The sequence below is a fragment of the Nocardia sp. NPDC057227 genome (assembly GCF_042669725.1).
Classification (GTDB): Bacteria; Actinomycetota; Actinomycetes; order Mycobacteriales; family Mycobacteriaceae; genus Nocardia; species Nocardia asteroides_A.
In genome coordinates this window covers 23,237-39,650 of record NZ_JBHUXA010000022.1, presented here as the reverse complement: position 1 = coordinate 39,650, position 16,414 = coordinate 23,237, and the positions used below count along the sequence as shown (strand labels likewise).

Below are 16,414 nucleotides of genomic sequence, written 5' to 3'. Positions count from 1 at the left end.
TGATCGCCCTACCGGTCGCTGTTGCCGTATGGGCACTGTGGCCGCCGCGGCGCTGATCGGAAGGTAGCGGACGGTCTACTCGTCGTCATCGAGTGCGGCGAGAGATTGCCTCGTGTGCCCGAAGACCCCGAGCACGTCATCGAGCGACGTACGGCTACCGTGGTCGGCCGCTGACCGCGCGAGCACCGACGCGAGGTCACGCAGGTCGGCATCTGAATGATCCAGTTCAGCGACACGCCGACGCGTGGCATCGGCAACACTCAGCTCACGGGAGTAGGGCAGGACGGACATGTATGTATCGTCACCTGGTCCATGGAAGTGGGCGCAGAGGGGATCGAACCCCCGACCGCTGGTGTGTAAAACCAGTGCTCTACCGCTGAGCTATACGCCCCTGGACCGGCCGGAGACGATCCGGCGCGGCGGCTTATGAATCTAGCGCGGCGAGCGCTTTCTCCCAAGCCGCCTGGTCACGAGCCTCCCCTGGCCCGTTCATCTCGGCGAACCGGACGATCCCGGAGCGATCGATGACGAAGGTGCCGCGGTTCGGGATCCCGGACTTCTCGTTGAAGACGCCGTAGGCGGTGGCGACGGCGCCGTGCGGCCAGAAGTCGGAGAGCAGGGGGAAGGTGTAGCCCTGTTCGGCGGCCCAGATCTTGTGGGTGGGCGGCGGGCCGACGGAGATGGCGAGGATCTCGGCGTCGTCGTTCTGGAACTTGGGCAGCTCGTCCCTGACCTTGCACAGCTCGCCCTGGCAGATGCCGGTGAAGGCCAGCGGGTAGAACACGAGCAGCACGTTCTTGCGGCCGCGGTAGTCGGCGAGCGAGACGTTCTGGTTGTTCTGGTCCTTCAGCGTGAAGTCCGGTGCGGGCGAGCCCACCTCCAGCGGCATGCGCGGATCCTTCCTCTCTCCGGTCGGCGCGACACGCGCCTGCCCGCGGGCAAACCTTAGCGAAAGGGGTCAGCGCTGCTTGGAGGGCGCCTTCGGCTGCACCAGCCTGCTGCCGACCCAGGCACCGAGGCTGATCACGGAGGTCTGGGTGAGGCCTGCGGTGGGGGCGGCCTCGGCGATCTCGCTGGGATCGACGTGGCCGGGCTGGCCGGTCTTGGGGGTGAGCACCCAGATGAAGCCGTCGTCGGAGAGCGGGCTGATGACGTCCATCAGCTCGTCGGCGAGGTCACCGTCGCCGTCGCGCCACCAGAGCAGCACGGCGTCGACCACCTCGTCCGAGTTCTCGTCGACCATCTCGCTGCCGCTCACCTCTTCGATGTCGGCGCGGAGATCGTCGTCGGCGTCCTCGTCCCAGCCCAGCTCCTGGACAACCAAGCCGTGGGTGATGCCAAGCTTCTCTGCGAAGTTCTGCGCGTCCGCCGCGGCAACCACGGTGGTGTCCTCCTCAACTTCCGACTACAGGTAGCTGCAAGCGAACATGGTTCTGGCTCGCAGCGCAAGCCGATCGGCCGAAAAGCCATCGGAATGTCGTACGCGGTGACCGCTGATATCACCGCACGGGGCAGCTGTCCTTCACCGCGTTGCGGGCGTCGTTGACCCGTTTGCTGGCGTCGTTCAGCCCGCCGACCGGGGCGGTGTAGGTCATCGCCCTGGTCGCGCCCGCGAGGGCCCTTGCGGCGTTCACGTACTCGGTGAGCTTGCCCGCGAGATCGCCCGGCAACGCTCCGGCGGCCTGGTTGACCCCGGTCTCGACCTTGATCGCGGCGTCCTCCAGGGTGGCGGCGGCGCCGTCGCGCTTGGGCACGTAGTCGGGGGCGTTGGAGTCGTGCGCGTCGACGAACTCGTTGTACCTCGACACGCCGACCCCGGTGATGCCGGGGAACTGGCCGCAGTTGTCGGCGACGGCCTTGGCCTCGGCGGCGGCTTTGCGGGACGAGGTCGCCGCGGCCGAGGAGGCGGCGGCCTCGGTCTTGTAGGCGGACACCTCGGCCTCGTTCGCCGCCGCGGTGCCCTCGACCCGGTTGGCACAGCCCGCGACGAGCAACCCGGCCGAGACGGCCACGGCCGCACACATCAGTCCGAACCCGCGTGGGTTCAGCATCATCGTCCTCCCCGCTGTCGAGCACTCTGGCGGCAACACCGTCGTTCCCTCTCGAACGTACTGGATTCCCGGCTGGAATGATGACCTGGGACGCACCATCGGCAAGGATGGTTGGTGCGCCCGAACCTTTCGTATCGGGCGGGGCGCCGACCAGCGTGCTCGCCCGGGGAACCAGACGCCATCAGCATGTCCACCCCTGTACGAGGAGCCGATTTGACCGACCTGATCCACTCTTCCGCACCGGCGCGACCCGCCGGAGACGACCGCACCGGGGAACCGGCCGGCGCCGCGGGCACCGACCCCACCGGGTCCGTTCCGCAGTCCGGCCGGGTGCGGGTGATTCGCGAAGGCGTGGCCTCCTACCTACCCGACATCGATCCGGAGGAGACCAGCGAATGGCTGGAGTCCTTCGACCAGATGCTGGACCGGGAGGGCCCCGGCCGCGCGCGCTACCTCATGCTGCGGCTCCTGGAGCGGGCCGGGGAGCGCCGCGTCGCGATCCCGGCACTCACCTCCACCGACTACGTGAACACCATCCCCACCGAGAACGAGCCGTGGTTCCCCGGCGACGAGGAGGTGGAGCGCCGCTTCCGCGCCTGGATCCGGTGGAATGCCGCGATCATGGTGCACCGCGCGCAGCGGCCGGGCATCGGCGTCGGCGGGCACATCTCGACCTATGCCTCGTCGGCGGCGCTCTACGAGGTGGGCTTCAACCACTTCTTCCGCGGCAAGGACCACCCGGGCGGCGGCGACTCGATCTTCATCCAGGGCCACGCCTCGCCGGGCATCTACGCGCGGGCGTTCCTGGAGGGCAGGCTCTCCACCGACAAGCTGGACGGCTTCCGGCAGGAGTACAGCCACGGCGGCCCCGGCCACGGCCTGCCGTCCTACCCGCACCCGCGGCTGCTGGACACCTTCTGGGAGTTCCCGACGGTCTCCATGGGGCTCGGCCCGATGAACGCCATCTACCAGGCGCGGTTCAACCACTACCTGCACGACCGCGGCATCAAGGACACCGCGGACCAGCACGTCTGGGCGTTCCTCGGGGACGGCGAGATGGACGAGCCGGAGTCGCGCGGCCTCGCGCACGTCGCGGCGCTGGAGGGGCTGGACAACCTGACCTTCGTGGTGAACTGCAACCTGCAGCGCCTCGACGGCCCGGTGCGCGGCAACGGCAAGATCATCCAGGAGCTGGAGTCGTTCTTCCGCGGCGCGGGCTGGAACGTCATCAAGGTGATCTGGGGCCGGGAGTGGGACGCGCTGCTCGGCGCCGACCGCGACGGCGCGCTGGTGAACCTGATGAACACCACGCCGGACGGCGACTACCAGACCTACAAGGCGAACGACGGCGCCTACGTGCGCGACCACTTCTTCGGCCGCGACCCGCGCACCAAGGCGCTGGTGCAGGACCTCTCGGACCCGGAGATCTGGAACCTCAAGCGCGGCGGGCACGACTACCGCAAGGTCTACGCGGCGTACGCGGCGGCGATGGCGCACAAGGGCCAGCCGACGGTGATCCTGGCCAAGACGATCAAGGGCTACACCCTCGGCAAGCACTTCGAGGGCCGCAACGCGACGCACCAGATGAAGAAGCTGACGCTGCAGGACCTCAAGGAGTTCCGCGATCTGCAGCGCATCCCGATCAGCGACGCCGAGCTGGAGAAGGATCCGTACCTGCCGCCGTACTACCACCCGGGCATGGATTCCCGCGAGGTCCAGTACATGCTGGGCAGGCGGAAGGCGCTCGGCGGGTTCCTGCCGGAGCGGCGCACCGCGGTGCAGCCGCTGAAGCTGCCCGGCGACGAGGCGTACAAGTCGGTCCGCAAGGGCTCGGGCAAGCAGAACGTGGCGACAACCATGGCGCTGGTCCGGCTGCTGAAGGAGTTGCTGCGGGACAAGGAGATCGGCAAGCGGATCGTGCCGATCATCCCGGACGAGGCGCGCACCTTCGGCATGGACTCGTGGTTCCCGTCGCTGAAGATCTACAACCGCAACGGGCAGCTCTACACCTCGGTCGACGCCGAGCTCATGCTGGCCTACAAGGAGAGCAGCGTCGGGCAGATCCTGCACGAGGGGATCAACGAGGCGGGCTCGACGGCCTCGTTCACCGCGGCGGGCACCTCCTATGCCACGCACGGTGAGCCGATGATCCCGCTGTACATCTTCTACTCGATGTTCGGCTTCCAGCGCACCGGCGACGGGCTCTGGGCCGCCGCCGACCAGCTGGCCCGCGGCTTCGTGCTCGGCGCCACCGCGGGGCGGACCACGCTGACCGGTGAGGGGCTGCAGCACAACGACGGCCACTCGCTGCTGCTCGCCTCGACCAACCCCGCCGTCGTCTCCTACGACCCGGCCTACGCCTTCGAGATCGCGCACATCGTGCGGGACGGGCTGCGCCGGATGTACGGCGGCACACCGGGGGTGGACGGCTTCGGCGGGGAGAACATCTTCTACTACATCACCCTCTACAACGAGCCGTACCCGCAGCCGCCCGAGCCGGAGAACGTGGATGTGGCGGGGCTGCTCAAGGGCATCTACCGCTACCGGGCGGGCACCGAGGGCGAGCTGCCCGCGCAGATCCTGGTCTCCGGCGTCACCGTGCCCGCGGGGCTGCGCGCGCAGGAACTGCTCGCGAGGGAGTGGAACGTGCGGGCCGACGTCTGGTCGGTGACGTCCTGGGGCGAGCTGCGCCGGGACGGGCTGGCGAAGGAGATCGCGGCGCTGCGGCACCCGGATGTGGATCCGGGCGTTCCGTACATCACCGAGGCGCTGGCCGAGGCGGAGGGCCCGATCGTTGCGGCGTCGGATTGGCTGCGGGCGGTGCAGGATCAGATCCGCCAGTGGGTACCCGGTGACTACATCACGCTCGGCACCGACGGGTTCGGGTTCTCCGACACCCGCCCGGCCGCGCGCCGGGTGTTCAATGTGGATGCCGAGTCGATCACGGTCGCGGTGCTGTCCGGGCTGGCGAAGGCCGGGAAGATCGACGCGGGCAAGGCCGCCGAGGCGGCGGCGAAGTACCGCATCGACGACGTCACGGCCGCGCCGGAGGCCGACGTCGACGACGAGTAGCGGCGGGGGACCACACACCGGCACCGAAAACGGAAGGGATCGTGGAACGTAAACCACCGCGGCCGAGGCGGATCTCGGACACCTCGTCGGAGCACGAGGTCTACCTGCCGACCGGCGCGCTCTCGCCGAACCGGCAGAACCGGGACCCGCTGCCGGACACGCTGCTCAAGCGGGTCAAGCAGTTCTCCGGCAGGCTCTCCACCGAGGCGGTGGGGTCGATGCAGGATCGGCTGCCGTTCTTCGCCGATCTGGACGCCGCGCAGCGCGCGGGCGTCCAGATGCTGGTGCAGACCGCGGTGGTGAACTTCCTGGAGTGGCTGCAGGACCCGGAGAGCGACATCCGGTTCAGCCTGGACGCCTTCCAGGTGTTCCCGCAGGACCTGGCGCGGCGGCTGACGCTGCGCCAGACCGTCGACATGGTCCGGGTGGCCATGGAGTTCTTCGAGCAGTGGCTGCCCGCGCTTGCCCGCAACGACCGGCAGCTGGTCGCGCTCACCGAGGCGGTGCTGCGGTACGGGCGCGAGCTCGGCTTCGCGGCCGCCTCGGTGTACGCCAGCGCGGCGGAGTCGAGGGGCGCGTGGGACACCAGGCTGGAGGCGCTGGTGGTGGATGCCGTCGTGCGCGGCGACACCGGGCCGGACATGCTCTCCAGGGCCGCCACGTTGAACTGGGACGCCACCGCGCCCGCCACCGTGCTCGTCGGCATCCCGCCGCGCGAGCAGGGCGTCTCGGCGGTCGGCGGGGTGCACACCATCGCGGCGCGGCACGACAGGGCCGCGCTCGCGGTGGTGCAGGGCACCAGGCTGGTGATGGTGGTCAGCGGGCCGCTCGGCGAGGCGGGGCAGGAGTCGGCGTTCCTCGGCGACCTGCTCGCCGAGGTCTTCTCCGACGGCCCGGTGGTGATCGGGCCGACCACCCGCACGCTCGGCGCCGCGCACGCCAGCGCGGTGGAGGCGCTGGCCGGGATGGAGGCGGTGGTCGGCTGGCGCGCCGCGCCGCGGCCGGTGCACGCCGCGGAGTTGTTACCGGAACGCGCCTTGTTGGGGGACCGTGCTGCGGTCGAGGCGATGGTCGACTACGTTGTGCTTCCGTTGGCAGCGGCCGGTTCGGCCCTGGCGGACACCCTCGATGCCTACCTCGATTGCGGGGGCGCGGTCGAGACCTGTGCCCGCCAGCTGTACATCCATCCAAATACTGTGCGCTATCGCCTGAAGCGCATCGCGGAAGTCACCGGCCGGGATCCGATGAATTCGCGCGATGCCTACGTGCTCAGGATTGCCGCCACAGTGGGTCGTTTGACACGAACTCGTAACGAATCGTCATCAACATCATCAGAAGACACTTCTTCCCCGGCCGGTTCGGACGGACTGTAACGGCCAACCCGGTCCGGTCGATCGGCCCGCTCCACGAGGGCGTTTGTGGGACCTCCACAAAACGAGTCGGAAACCTTCATCGGTGCCGACATCTCGTAGTAGGTGCCTCACAGTGTTTTCTTAGAGACGTGATCGCGTTGCTCGCACCCGGACAGGGATCCCAGACACCCGGCATGCTCGTGCCCTGGCTCGAGGTGCCCGGCGCTGCCGACCGCCTCGCGCTCTGGAGCAAGGCGTCGGGGCTGGATCTGGTCCGCCTCGGCACCACCGCCACCGCGGAGGAGATCACCGACACCGCGGTGACCCAGCCGCTCGTGGTCGCCGCGGCGCTGCTCGCGTTCGCGGAGATCGACCCGGATTCGCTCCCGGCGGATACCATCGTGGCCGGGCACTCGGTCGGCGAGCTCGCCGCGGCCGCCGTGGCCGGCGTCATCACGCCGGACGAGGCGGTCACCCTGGCCGCGATCCGCGGCGGGGAGATGGCGAAGGCGTGCGCGCTGGAGCCGACCGGGATGTCCGCGGTGCTCGGCGGCGACGAAGCCGCCGTGCTCGCCCGGCTCGCGGAGCTCGACCTGGTTCCGGCCAATCGCAACGCGGCCGGGCAGATCGTGGCCGCGGGCGCGGTGGAGGCCCTCGCGGAACTCGCCGCCAACCCGCCGGAGAAGGCGCGCATCCGCGCCCTTCCGGTGGCGGGTGCGTTCCACACCAAGTACATGGCGCCCGCCCAGGACGCCGTGACCGCGGCGATCGCGAAGATCACACCCGGCGAGCCGGTCCGCACCCTGCTCTCCAATTTCGACGGCAAGCCGGTGGCTTCCGGGCAGGACGCGATCGACAAGCTCGCGGCGCAGGTCACCCGCCCCGTGCGGTGGGATCTGTGCACCGAGACCAGCAGGCGGGCCGGGGTCTCGGCGGTGGCGGAGCTGCCACCGGCGGGCACCCTCGTCGGCATCGCGAAGCGGGAGCTGAAGGGGACGCCGACGCTGGCGCTGAAAACCCCCGAAGACCTCCCCGCGTTGGCCGCGCTCACGAGCTCCGGCTAGCTTTCCCACGGTCGCGCGGCAATCGACACGCGACCGTGACCCGGCCGGACGGTAACCAAAGTCCGGTTCGGATCGAAAACCCAGTAGAGCCCTACTCAGCAGAAACAAGAAGGGAGCCACCAAAGTGGCCGCTCTGACCCAGGAACAAATCGTCGAGGAACTCGGCAAGATCATCGAGGAAGTGACCGGCATCGAGCCGTCCGAGGTGACCGTCGAGAAGTCCTTCGTCGATGACCTGGACATCGACTCGCTGTCCATGGTCGAGATCGCTGTGCAGACCGAGGACAAGTACGGCGTCAAGATCCCGGACGAGGATCTCGCCAGCCTGAAGACGGTCGGCGACGCCGTCAATTACATCCAGAAGCTCGAGGCCGAGAACTCCGACACGGCCGCCGAGCTCAAGGCCAAGTTCGACAACGCCGAGTAGGGCTGAACCAGTGACCACTCCTTCCACCAAGAACGGGAACTTTCCCAACGTCGTCGTCACGAGCCTGGCGGCGACCACGTCGATCGCCGGTGACGTCGATGCGACGTGGAAGGGACTCCTCAACGGCGAGAGCGGCATCGACGTTCTCGAGGATGACTTCATCGAGGAATACGACCTGCCGGTCCGCATCGGCGGCCACCTGAAGGTGCAGCCGGAGACCCTGCTGACCAGGGTCGAGGCCCGGCGCATGTCCTACGTGGAGCAGCTCTCGACCGTGCTCGGTCGTGAGGTCTGGCGCAATGCCGGCAGCCCGGAGGTCGATCCCGAACGCCTCGGCGTCGCGATCGGCACCGGCCTCGGCGGCGGCGACGCCCTCATCGACTCGGTCGACAAGCTGAAGAACGGCGGCTACCGCAAGGTTTCCCCGCTGGCCGTGCAGATGGTCATGCCGAACGGCCCCTCCGCGGTCGTCGGCCTCGAATTGAAGGCGCGGGCAGGAGTGGTCACTCCGGTCTCGGCGTGCTCGTCCGGCTCCGAGGCCATCGCCAACGCATGGCGGATGATCGTCATGGGCGATGCCGACATCGTCGTCACCGGCGGTGTCGAGGGTTTCATCGACGCGGTGCCGATCGCGGCGTTCTCCATGATGCGCGCGATGAGCACCCGCAACGATGATCCGAGGGGCGCCTCGCGCCCCTTCGACAAGGATCGGGACGGCTTCGTGTTCGGCGAGGCGGGCGCCCTCATGGTCATCGAGACCGAGGAGCACGCCAAGGCCCGCGGCGCCACCATCCACGCGCGGCTGCTCGGCGCGGGGATCACCTCCGACGGCTTCCACCTGGTGGCCCCGGACCCCGAGGGCAGTGGCGCCGCGCGCGCCATCACCCGCGCGCTGCAGACCGCCGGTCTGCAGAAGAGCGACATCACCCACATCAACGCGCACGCGACCGCCACCCCGATCGGCGACACCGCCGAGGCGAGGGCGATCGCCAAGTCGCTGGGTAACCACGCTTCGGTGTACGCGCCGAAGTCGGCCCTCGGGCACTCGATCGGCGCGGTGGGCGCACTGGAGTCGGTGCTCACCGTGCTCAGCATCCGGGACGGCATCGTCCCGCCGACGCTGAACCTGGAGAACCAGGATCCGGAGATCGATCTCGACGTGGTGCACGGGGAAGCCCGGCGCCAGGAAATCGAGTACGCGGTCAACAACTCCTTCGGTTTCGGCGGGCACAACGTGGCGCTCGCTTTCGGCCGGGCGTAACACGTAGCCCAGCCGCACAACGGAATACGACGGGGGCCCGGCGTCGCGCCGGGCCCCCGTCCGTCCTTTCACAGCTTTCCCCGGGCGCAGTGCCGCCCGTCGGCCGACCCTGCCCTCGAACAGGAGGTGAGCGCGATGACGATCATGGCCCCCGCGTTCCAACCGGACACCGCCACCGATCCGCGCGACCCGCTCGGCCGGCTGGAGCGGTTCTTCGACGCGGGCACGCTCCTGCCGCTGCACCCGCGCGACCGCTCCGGCGTGCTCGCCGCGATCGGTGAGGTGGACGGGGTGCGCACCGTCGCCTACTGCTCGGACGCCACCGTGATGGGCGGCGCCATGGGCGTGGACGGCTGCAAGCACATCGTCTCCGCCATCGACACCGCGCTGGATTCCGGCGCGCCGGTGGTCGGGCTCTGGCACTCCGGCGGCGCCAGGCTGGCCGAGGGCGTCGAGGCGCTGCACGCGGTCGGGCTGGTCTTCGAGGCCATGGTCCGCGCCTCCGGGCGGATCCCGCAGCTCTCCGTCGTGCTCGGCTTCGCCGCCGGCGGCGCCGCCTACGGCCCCGCGCTCACCGACATCGTGATCATGGCGCCCGCGGGGCGGGTCTTCGTGACCGGCCCGGACGTGGTGCGCAGCGTCACCGGCGAGCAGGTCGACATGGCCACGCTCGGCGGGCCGGAGACGCACGGCAAGAAGTCCGGCGTCACGCACATCGTCGCGAACGACGAGGCCGACGCGCTGCACCGGGCCCGCCGCCTGGTCTCCATGTTCGCCGAGCAGGGCGAGTTCGACCTGGCCGCGGCGGCGCACGGCGACGTCGACCTCAAGGCGCTGCTGCCGGAGTCGCCCCGCCGGGCCTACGACGTCAAGCCGGTGGTGCACGAGCTGCTCGACAACGTCGACGGTGAATCCACCTTCGAGGAGCTGCAGGGCGGGTACGCGCGCAGCATGGTCACCGGGCTGGGCAGGCTGGGCGGGCGCACCGTCGGCGTGCTCGCCAACAACCCGCTGCGGCTCGGCGGCTGCCTGAACTCGGCGAGCGCCGAGAAGGCCGCCCGCTTCGTTCGGCTCTGCGACGCCTTCGGTATTCCGCTGGTCGTGCTCACCGACGTCCCCGGCTACCTGCCGGGCGTGAGCCAGGAGTGGGACGGCGTCGTGCGCCGCGGCGCCAAGCTGCTGCACGCCTTCGCCGAGGCCAGGGTGCCGCGCGTGACGCTGGTGACCCGCAAGATCTACGGCGGCGCCTACATCGCCATGAACGCCCGCGCGCTCGGCGCCACCGCGGTCTTCGCCTGGCCCGGCTCCGAGGTCGCCGTCATGGGGGCCAAGGCCGCCGTCGGCATCCTGCACAAGAAGGCGCTCGCCGCCGCGCCGGAGGGCGCGGAGCGCGAGGCGCTGCACGAGCGGCTCACCGCCGAGCACGAGCAGATCGCGGGCGGCGTGGAGCGGGCCGTCGCCATCGGGGTGGTGGACGAGGTCATCGACCCGGCCCGTACCCGCAGCAGGCTGGCCGCCGCGCTGGCTTCGGTGCCCGCGGTGCCGAGCCATCACAAGAACATCCCGCTCTAGCAGGCGGTTCCGGCGGTAGCATCGCCGGATGCGCTACCAGGATCTCGCCGACGTGTCGTGCTCGATCACCCGGCCGCTCGTCGTGTTCGGGGACCGCTGGACGCTGCTCATCCTCAAGTGCTGCTTCAGCGGGATCCGGCGGTTCAACGGGTTCCAGAGCGCGCTCGGGATCTCGCGCAGCCGGTTGCTGGATCGGCTGGATCGGCTGATCGAGCACGGAATCCTGGTCAAGGTGGAGTCGGGGGAGTATCGGCTCACGCCGAAGGGGCACGACATCTACCCGGTGCTGCTCGCCATCCGGGACTGGGGTGACGCGCACATGGCGCCGGACGGGCCCCCGGTGCGGTACACGCACCGGGGGTGTGTCGGGGAGGCGCATGTGCGGGTGGGGTGCGATCACTGCGGGGCCGAGATGACGGCGCGGGATGTCGTGCCCGAGCCGGTGAGCCCGGGCTGGTAGTTCTCAGGCGCCGTGGAAGTGGACGGTGTCGGTGAGGTCGGCGCGGCTGGTGCGGAAGGTGTTGACCGGGTGCTCGGGGTCGGGGTAGCCGAAGGAGATGCCCGCGACCACGCGGTGGTCGTCCGGGATGCCGAAGTGGCGGCGGACGAAGGGGGCGTAGGTGGCGAGCGCGGCCTGCGGGGCGGCGCCGAGGCCGAGGCTCTGCGCGGCGAGCAGGAAGCTGTTCAGGTAGAGGCCGCAGTCGACGGCGGCGTAGACGCCGAGCTCTGCGGGGGTGCTCACGATCGCGACGTGCGGCGCGTCGAAGAAGTCGAAGTTGCGCATGGTCTGCCGGAAGGCGGCCGCCTTGTCGCCGCGCTCGATCCCGACGCTGGCGTACAGCTGGCTCCCGCACTCGCGGCGCCGCTGCTGGTAGACGCCTGCGTAGCCGGGCGGGAAGGGGAAGTCGGGGCCGCCGTCGGGGGCGGTCAGGTGCTCGCCGAGCGCGGTGCGGAAGCGCTCGGTGCCCGCGCCGGTGGTGACCTCGACCCGCCAGGGCTGGGTGTTGCACCAGGACGGCGTGCGCTGCGCGGCGAGCAACAGCTGCTCGAGGGTCTCCCGCGGCACCGGCTCGGGGCGGAACTGACGGCAGGTCCAGCGTTCGTCCAGCAGGCGACGCAGCGCGGTGTACTGGTCGGTCTCGATCGCTGTCATCGGGCTCCCTCGGTTTGGTCTCTTTTCGAGACCGAACAGTAGCAGCGGGAATCGCTGTCGAGAAGTGTCCGGCGGTGGACCCGGCGCGCCGGGTTCGGTGGCGTACGCCACACTCTGCGGCACAATCGCCGCATGGCCGATCTCCCCGACCGGGACCGGAAGCGGCACGGGCGGCACTACACACCGCCCGCGCTCGCCGGATTCCTGGCGCGGCGGCTCCTCGCGCACGCCCCGGCCGGGCCGGTGCTGCGGGTGCTCGACCCGGCCTGCGGGGACGGGGAGCTGCTGCTCGCGGTGGCGGGGGAGATGGCGCGGGAGCGGCCGGGGACGCGGCTGGAGCTGGTCGGGCACGATCTGCACGCGGCGGGGTTGCGGGTGGCGCGGAGCCGGGCGGCGGCCGCCGGGGTCGCGGTGCGCTGGCGGGCCGGGGATTTCCTGGCGGCGGCGGACGCGCTGCCCGCGGGCGAGTTCCACGCGGTGATCACCAACCCGCCGTATGTGCGGACGCAGCAGCTCGGCGGGGTCGCCGCGACGGAGCTGCGGGCCAGGTACGGGTTGCGCGGGCGGATCGATCTGACGCATCCGTTCGTCGCGTCGGCGGCGCGGTTGCTCGCGCCCGGCGGGGTGCTCGGGCTGCTCTGCGCGAATCGGTACCTGACCACGAGGGCCGGGGCGAATGTGCGGGAGTTGCTGCGCGGGGAGCTGGCGCCGGTCGAGTTGTACGACCTCGGGGATACGAAGCTGTTCGAGGCGGCGGTGCTGCCCGCGGTGACGATCGCGGTCAAGGGGCCGGCCGACCGGCCGTGCCGGTACGTCTCGGTGTACCAGGTCGGCGGTGCTGTTCCCGCCGCGGAGCAGGGGGAGCTGTTCGACGCGGTGCTCGCGGCGCGGGGGCGGCGGATCGTGCTCGGGGAGCGGGAATTCGCGGTGGAGGTGGGGGTGCTCGTCACCGGGGAGGGAGAGTCCGCCGCCGGGGTTCCCGCGGCCGGCCCGGTGGCCTCGGGCGCAGTTTCGGGATCGGCCTCGGGGGTCGCGGGCGGAGGTCCTGGATCAGCTGCCGGGGTTGTGGGCGGAGGACGTGAGCCGGCGCGGGGCGTCGCGGGCGCGGGAGTTTCGTCGGCTGCGCGGGGTGCGGGCCGGGGCGCGCTCGGCGGCGGCGCGGCTTCCGGGCGGGGGAGTGCGGGGCCGTGGCGGCTCTCGCATCCGGAGCTGGATGCCTGGCTGGGTGCGATCGATGCGGCGACCTGGCGGCGCGCGGGGGAGCTGGGGCGGATCAGGGTGGGGATCAAGACGACGGCCGATTCGGTGTTCATCTCGGATCGGTGGGACGCGGTGCGGCCGAGCCCGGAGCCGGAGCTGCTGCGTCCGCTGCTGACGCACGACGATCTGGCGCCGTGGCGGATCGAGCGCGGCCGCGATGTCCGGGTGCTGTACCCGTACGACACCGCCGTGGCCCGGCGCACCCCCGTCGACCTGGCCGAATATCCGGCCGCCGCGGCGTACCTGGCGACGCACCGGGAGGCCTTGACCGCCAGGCACTACGTGGCGGCGGGCGGGCGCGCGTGGTTCGAGATCTGGGTGCCGCAGCGCCCGCACCTGTGGCGCGCGCCGAAGGTCGTCTTCCCGGACATCAGCGCCGTCCCGCGCTTCGCCCTCGACCGCTCCGGCGCGGTGGTGAACGGCGACTGCTATTGGCTCTCGCTCGCCGACCTGGGCGAGCCGGCCGAGGAGCTGGCCGCGCTGCTCATGGGCGTCGCCAACTCCACCCTGGGGCTGCGCTGGTACGACGCGGTCTGCGGGAACCGGCTCTACTCCGGCCGCCGCAGGTGGATCACCCAGTACGTCTCCCGCATGCCGCTCCCGGACCCGGCCACCGCCGCCGCCCGCGCGGTGATCGCGCTCTCGGTCGAGCTGCAGGCGGGCCGCCCCTTCGACGCCACCGCGGCCGCGCTGCTCGACGAGCGGGTCTACGCCGCCTTCGGGCTGCGCCCGGGCTCAGGGCCGGGGGCGGACCCCGATCATGGGCAGCAGGGTGCGTCTGGCGAAATCCCGGCCCGCCTCGGCGTCGTCGATCGGGATGAGCCCGTCCGGGGTGAGCGCGAGGGAGAGCGCGAGCCGGGCCATGATCTCGGCGATCAGGTCGGGGTCGATCTGCTCGGCGGCGCCGGGCTCGCCTAGCTCACGCAGCTTCTCCGCCAGGTAGGTGCGGCCGATGGCCAAGACCGGGCCCGCGTCGGTGGTGAGCTTGGGCAGGATCAGCTCCGGCTCGGTGCGCAGCAGCCTGCGCAGCAGCTGGTTGCCCGCGATCGCCGTGATGAAGGCGACGAAGATCTCCACCAGCTGGTCGTCGGAGCCGCTGACGGTGCGCACCCGGCCGTCGATCTCGGCGACGAAGCGCTGCGCCTCGCGCACCGTGACCGCCTCCACCAGATCGTTCTTCGACTCGAAGCGGCGGTAGAGCGTGGCCGGGCTGATTCCGGCCCGGCGCGCGATCTCGCCCATGCTGGTGCGCTTGATGCCGAAGTCGAGGAAGGCCGAGAAGGCGCTCTCCAGCAACCGCTCGCCGTCGGCCACGGGCTTCTCCAGGATGCGCTGGAGCATCGGCGGAACCGCGGACATCAAATCTCCCGTCGACGTGCAGTGATCCGTCGAGATTATTTCACCCGCGCGGATTGCCGGTCAGCCACGGGGCAGGTCGAAATCCGCCATTTCCCGCTCGATCGCATTCGCCGCGAAATCCACCCCGCGACACCGTAACTCGTGGACCCTGCGCTGCAGCGCCTCGATTCCCCCCGGTTGGGCCGCGATGTCGGCCACACTGATCCGCCCCCCCGGACGGTGCATACCCGAACGCTCGTACGCCACCGTGATACCTCCTGCCCACACGCAACGCCCGCGGTAAGCCGGAAGATCCAGCGCCGTGGCGGGGCGCTGTGATCATGTTACCAACGGTTCCATGTGGTGCTCGGGGGTGTGTTATCCATCACAGCGGAGTGGCATCCCGGTGGGTGGCCGTGTTGTGAACGTACACAGCGGCGTTCAGCTTGATGCCGTCGCGCTCGGCGTCGCCGAGTTCGCGCCGCACCTTGCCGGGAACGCCCGCGACCAGGGAACCGGGCGGAATTCGCGCGCCCTCGGGGATCAGGGCATTGGCCGCGATCAGGCTGCCCGCGCCGATCACCGCGCCGTTCAGGACGGTGGCGCCCATGCCGACCAGCACGTCGTCCTCGACGGTGCAGCCGTGCAGGATCGCATTGTGGCCCACCGAGACCCCGCTGCCGACGGTGAGCGGGAAGCCGGGGTCGGAGTGCAGCACGCAGCCGTCCTGGATATTGCTGCCCGCGCCGACGGCGATGGTCTCCAGGTCGGCGCGGAGCACGGCGCCGTACCAGATGCTGACGTCGGCGGCGAGCGTCACCCGGCCGATCACCGTCGCGGTGGGCGCCACCCAGGCGCGTTCGTCGATGTCAGGGGCGTGGCCGCCGATCTCGATTCGCATACCCCCGAACCTAGCCGGGCCGGAATTGCGCGCGGTGCCCGGCCGGGCTGGTCCCGAGCCTGCGCTGGAAGTGGTGGCGCAGGCTCACCGCGGAGCCGAAGCCGGCCCGGCCCGCGACCCGCTCGACCGTCTCGTCCGTGGTCTCCAGCAGCAGCCGGGCCGCGTCCACCCGCTGGTGCAGCAGCCACTGCTGCGGGCTGGCGCCGGTGCGGTCGCGGAAGCGGCGGGTGAAGGTGCGCCGGGACATGTGCGCGACGGCGGCCCAGCCGTCCAGCTCGATCGGGTCGGCCAGGTTGGCCCGTGCCCAGACCATGGCGCGCTCGACCGGGTCGTCGTCGGCGGGGTCGGGGACCGGGATCGGGATGTACTGGGCCTGTGAGCCGCTCCGGTGCGGCGCGGTGACCAGCGCGCCGGCCAGTTCGGCTGCGGCCAGGCTGCCGTGGTCGGTGCGCACCAGGTGCAGGCAGCAGTCGAGCGCGGCGGCGACGCCCGCCGAGGTGACGATGTCGCCGAGATCGGACCACAGGGTGTCGGCGCGGACGAGGACCGCGGGAAAGGCCGCGGCCAGCGCGTGGGCGGCGGCCCAGTGCGTGGTGAGCTCCCTGCCGTCGGCGAGGCCGGTCGCGGCGATCACCCAGGCGCCGAGGCAGAGCCCGACCAGCCGGGCGCCGCGGGCGTGCGCGGCGCGCAGTGCGGCGATGAGCTGGGGGGTGGGGGTCGCGTCCTGCGGCCAGCTCGGGACGACGACGGTGTCGGCGGTGCTCAGGCAGTCGAGGCCGTGTTCGACGTGCAGGGCGAAACCGGCGGGGGTGCTGAGCCGTCCCGGCTGTTCGGCGCAGACCCGGACCAGGTAGGGGCTCGGGCCGTCGATGCCGACGCGGCCGAAGACCAGGGTCGGGACGGCGAGGTGGAAGGGGCTGATGGCGTCGAAGGCGAGCACCGCGACCTCGTGCATGGCCTGAT

16 protein-coding genes, 1 tRNA gene and 1 pseudogene are annotated in these 16,414 nt (G+C 70.9%); 8 read left to right on the top strand and 10 right to left on the bottom strand.

All coding sequences use genetic code 11. The features are described 5' to 3' along the window. Positions 1 to 75 precede the first annotated feature (75 nt). The 5 genes from ACFUJ1_RS25940 to ACFUJ1_RS25920 form a co-directional block, all read right to left on the bottom strand. Positions 76 to 291, bottom strand: coding sequence for a hypothetical protein (locus ACFUJ1_RS25940; RefSeq protein WP_378649636.1), 216 nt, complete (start codon positions 289 to 291; stop codon positions 76 to 78). Between the two features lie 28 nt (positions 292 to 319). Beyond that, positions 320 to 391: transfer RNA gene (locus ACFUJ1_RS25935), tRNA-Val, on the bottom strand. Positions 392 to 424: 33 nt separating this feature from the next. Next, positions 425 to 889, bottom strand: a complete 465-nt coding sequence (locus ACFUJ1_RS25930) for a peroxiredoxin (RefSeq protein WP_378649635.1) — start codon at positions 887 to 889, stop codon at positions 425 to 427. Between the two features lie 69 nt (positions 890 to 958). Continuing rightward, the gene (locus tag ACFUJ1_RS25925) at positions 959 to 1,381 is read right to left on the bottom strand and encodes a DUF3052 domain-containing protein (RefSeq protein WP_378616563.1); all 423 of its coding nucleotides are present in this window, start codon (positions 1,379 to 1,381) and stop codon (positions 959 to 961) included. A 118-nt stretch (positions 1,382 to 1,499) separates the two neighbouring features. Further along, the gene (locus tag ACFUJ1_RS25920) at positions 1,500 to 2,024 is read right to left on the bottom strand and encodes a hypothetical protein (RefSeq protein WP_378649634.1); all 525 of its coding nucleotides are present in this window, start codon (positions 2,022 to 2,024) and stop codon (positions 1,500 to 1,502) included. 240 nt (positions 2,025 to 2,264) lie between these two features. Here ACFUJ1_RS25920 and aceE point away from each other — a divergent pair, with 240 nt between their 5' ends. The 7 genes from aceE (at position 2,265) to ACFUJ1_RS25885 (ending at position 11,259) form a co-directional block, all read left to right on the top strand. After that, positions 2,265 to 5,123 carry a pyruvate dehydrogenase (acetyl-transferring), homodimeric type gene (gene aceE / locus ACFUJ1_RS25915; protein ID WP_378649633.1) on the top strand — a complete coding sequence of 953 codons (2,859 nt, stop codon included), beginning with the start codon at positions 2,265 to 2,267 and terminating at the stop codon, positions 5,121 to 5,123. A 41-nt stretch (positions 5,124 to 5,164) separates the two neighbouring features. After that, complete coding sequence (locus ACFUJ1_RS25910) at positions 5,165 to 6,496, top strand: PucR family transcriptional regulator (RefSeq protein WP_378649632.1); 1,332 nt, start codon at positions 5,165 to 5,167, stop codon at positions 6,494 to 6,496. Between the two features lie 128 nt (positions 6,497 to 6,624). Beyond that, entirely contained in the window at positions 6,625 to 7,539 is a 915-nt protein-coding gene (locus tag ACFUJ1_RS25905) for an ACP S-malonyltransferase (RefSeq protein WP_378649631.1), read from the top strand. A 124-nt stretch (positions 7,540 to 7,663) separates the two neighbouring features. After that, a complete protein-coding gene (acpM, locus tag ACFUJ1_RS25900; protein WP_378616556.1) occupies positions 7,664 to 7,966 on the top strand; it encodes a meromycolate extension acyl carrier protein AcpM in 303 nt (100 codons plus the stop codon). Positions 7,967 to 7,976: 10 nt separating this feature from the next. After that, positions 7,977 to 9,227, top strand: coding sequence for a KasA/KasB family beta-ketoacyl-ACP synthase (locus ACFUJ1_RS25895; protein ID WP_378649630.1), 1,251 nt, complete (start codon positions 7,977 to 7,979; stop codon positions 9,225 to 9,227). A 135-nt stretch (positions 9,228 to 9,362) separates the two neighbouring features. Then, positions 9,363 to 10,799, top strand: coding sequence for an acyl-CoA carboxylase subunit beta (locus ACFUJ1_RS25890; protein WP_378649629.1), 1,437 nt, complete (start codon positions 9,363 to 9,365; stop codon positions 10,797 to 10,799). 28 nt (positions 10,800 to 10,827) lie between these two features. Then, complete coding sequence (locus tag ACFUJ1_RS25885) at positions 10,828 to 11,259, top strand: winged helix-turn-helix transcriptional regulator (protein ID WP_378649628.1); 432 nt, start codon at positions 10,828 to 10,830, stop codon at positions 11,257 to 11,259. Between the two features lie 3 nt (positions 11,260 to 11,262). On the opposite strand, the gene ACFUJ1_RS25880 is transcribed toward ACFUJ1_RS25885, so the two are convergent. Then, complete coding sequence (locus ACFUJ1_RS25880; RefSeq protein WP_378649627.1) at positions 11,263 to 11,952, bottom strand: nitroreductase; 690 nt, start codon at positions 11,950 to 11,952, stop codon at positions 11,263 to 11,265. Positions 11,953 to 12,084: 132 nt separating this feature from the next. Between ACFUJ1_RS25880 and ACFUJ1_RS25875 the strand changes: the two are divergent. Next, positions 12,085 to 12,687 (top strand): annotated as a pseudogene (locus ACFUJ1_RS25875) (Eco57I restriction-modification methylase domain-containing protein); the annotation flags it as partial. A gap of 1,260 nt (positions 12,688 to 13,947) precedes the next feature. On the opposite strand, the gene ACFUJ1_RS25870 reads toward ACFUJ1_RS25875, so the two are convergent. The 4 genes from ACFUJ1_RS25870 to ACFUJ1_RS25855 all read right to left on the bottom strand — a co-directional run bounded on the left by ACFUJ1_RS25870 (position 13,948) and on the right by ACFUJ1_RS25855 (position 16,406). After that, the gene (locus tag ACFUJ1_RS25870; RefSeq protein WP_378649626.1) at positions 13,948 to 14,571 is read right to left on the bottom strand and encodes a TetR/AcrR family transcriptional regulator; all 624 of its coding nucleotides are present in this window, start codon (positions 14,569 to 14,571) and stop codon (positions 13,948 to 13,950) included. 60 nt (positions 14,572 to 14,631) lie between these two features. After that, a complete protein-coding gene (locus ACFUJ1_RS25865; protein WP_233016653.1) occupies positions 14,632 to 14,769 on the bottom strand; it encodes a hypothetical protein in 138 nt (45 codons plus the stop codon). Between the two features lie 166 nt (positions 14,770 to 14,935). Next, on the bottom strand, positions 14,936 to 15,451 hold the full coding sequence (locus ACFUJ1_RS25860) for a gamma carbonic anhydrase family protein (RefSeq protein WP_378649625.1): 516 nt from the start codon (positions 15,449 to 15,451) through the stop codon (positions 14,936 to 14,938). A 10-nt stretch (positions 15,452 to 15,461) separates the two neighbouring features. Further along, the gene (locus ACFUJ1_RS25855; RefSeq protein ID WP_378649624.1) at positions 15,462 to 16,406 is read right to left on the bottom strand and encodes a GlxA family transcriptional regulator; all 945 of its coding nucleotides are present in this window, start codon (positions 16,404 to 16,406) and stop codon (positions 15,462 to 15,464) included. Positions 16,407 to 16,414: the final 8 nt, after the last annotated feature.

What these genes read in the sequence shown, in the direction of transcription:
- ACFUJ1_RS25940 (WP_378649636.1), bottom strand. Translation starts at nt 291, where the DNA reads ATGTCCGTCCTGCCCTACTCCCGTGAGCTGAGTGTTGCCGATGCCACG.
- ACFUJ1_RS25930 (WP_378649635.1), bottom strand. Translation starts at nt 889, where the DNA reads ATGCCGCTGGAGGTGGGCTCGCCCGCACCGGACTTCACGCTGAAGGAC.
- ACFUJ1_RS25920 (WP_378649634.1), bottom strand. Translation starts at nt 2,024, where the DNA reads ATGTGTGCGGCCGTGGCCGTCTCGGCCGGGTTGCTCGTCGCGGGCTGT.
- ACFUJ1_RS25890 (WP_378649629.1), top strand. Translation starts at nt 9,363, where the DNA reads ATGACGATCATGGCCCCCGCGTTCCAACCGGACACCGCCACCGATCCG.
- ACFUJ1_RS25885 (WP_378649628.1), top strand. Translation starts at nt 10,828, where the DNA reads ATGCGCTACCAGGATCTCGCCGACGTGTCGTGCTCGATCACCCGGCCG.
- ACFUJ1_RS25880 (WP_378649627.1), bottom strand. Translation starts at nt 11,952, where the DNA reads ATGACAGCGATCGAGACCGACCAGTACACCGCGCTGCGTCGCCTGCTG.
- ACFUJ1_RS25870 (WP_378649626.1), bottom strand. Translation starts at nt 14,571, where the DNA reads ATGTCCGCGGTTCCGCCGATGCTCCAGCGCATCCTGGAGAAGCCCGTG.
- ACFUJ1_RS25860 (WP_378649625.1), bottom strand. Translation starts at nt 15,451, where the DNA reads ATGCGAATCGAGATCGGCGGCCACGCCCCTGACATCGACGAACGCGCC.
- ACFUJ1_RS25855 (WP_378649624.1), bottom strand. Translation starts at nt 16,406, where the DNA reads ATGCACGAGGTCGCGGTGCTCGCCTTCGACGCCATCAGCCCCTTCCAC.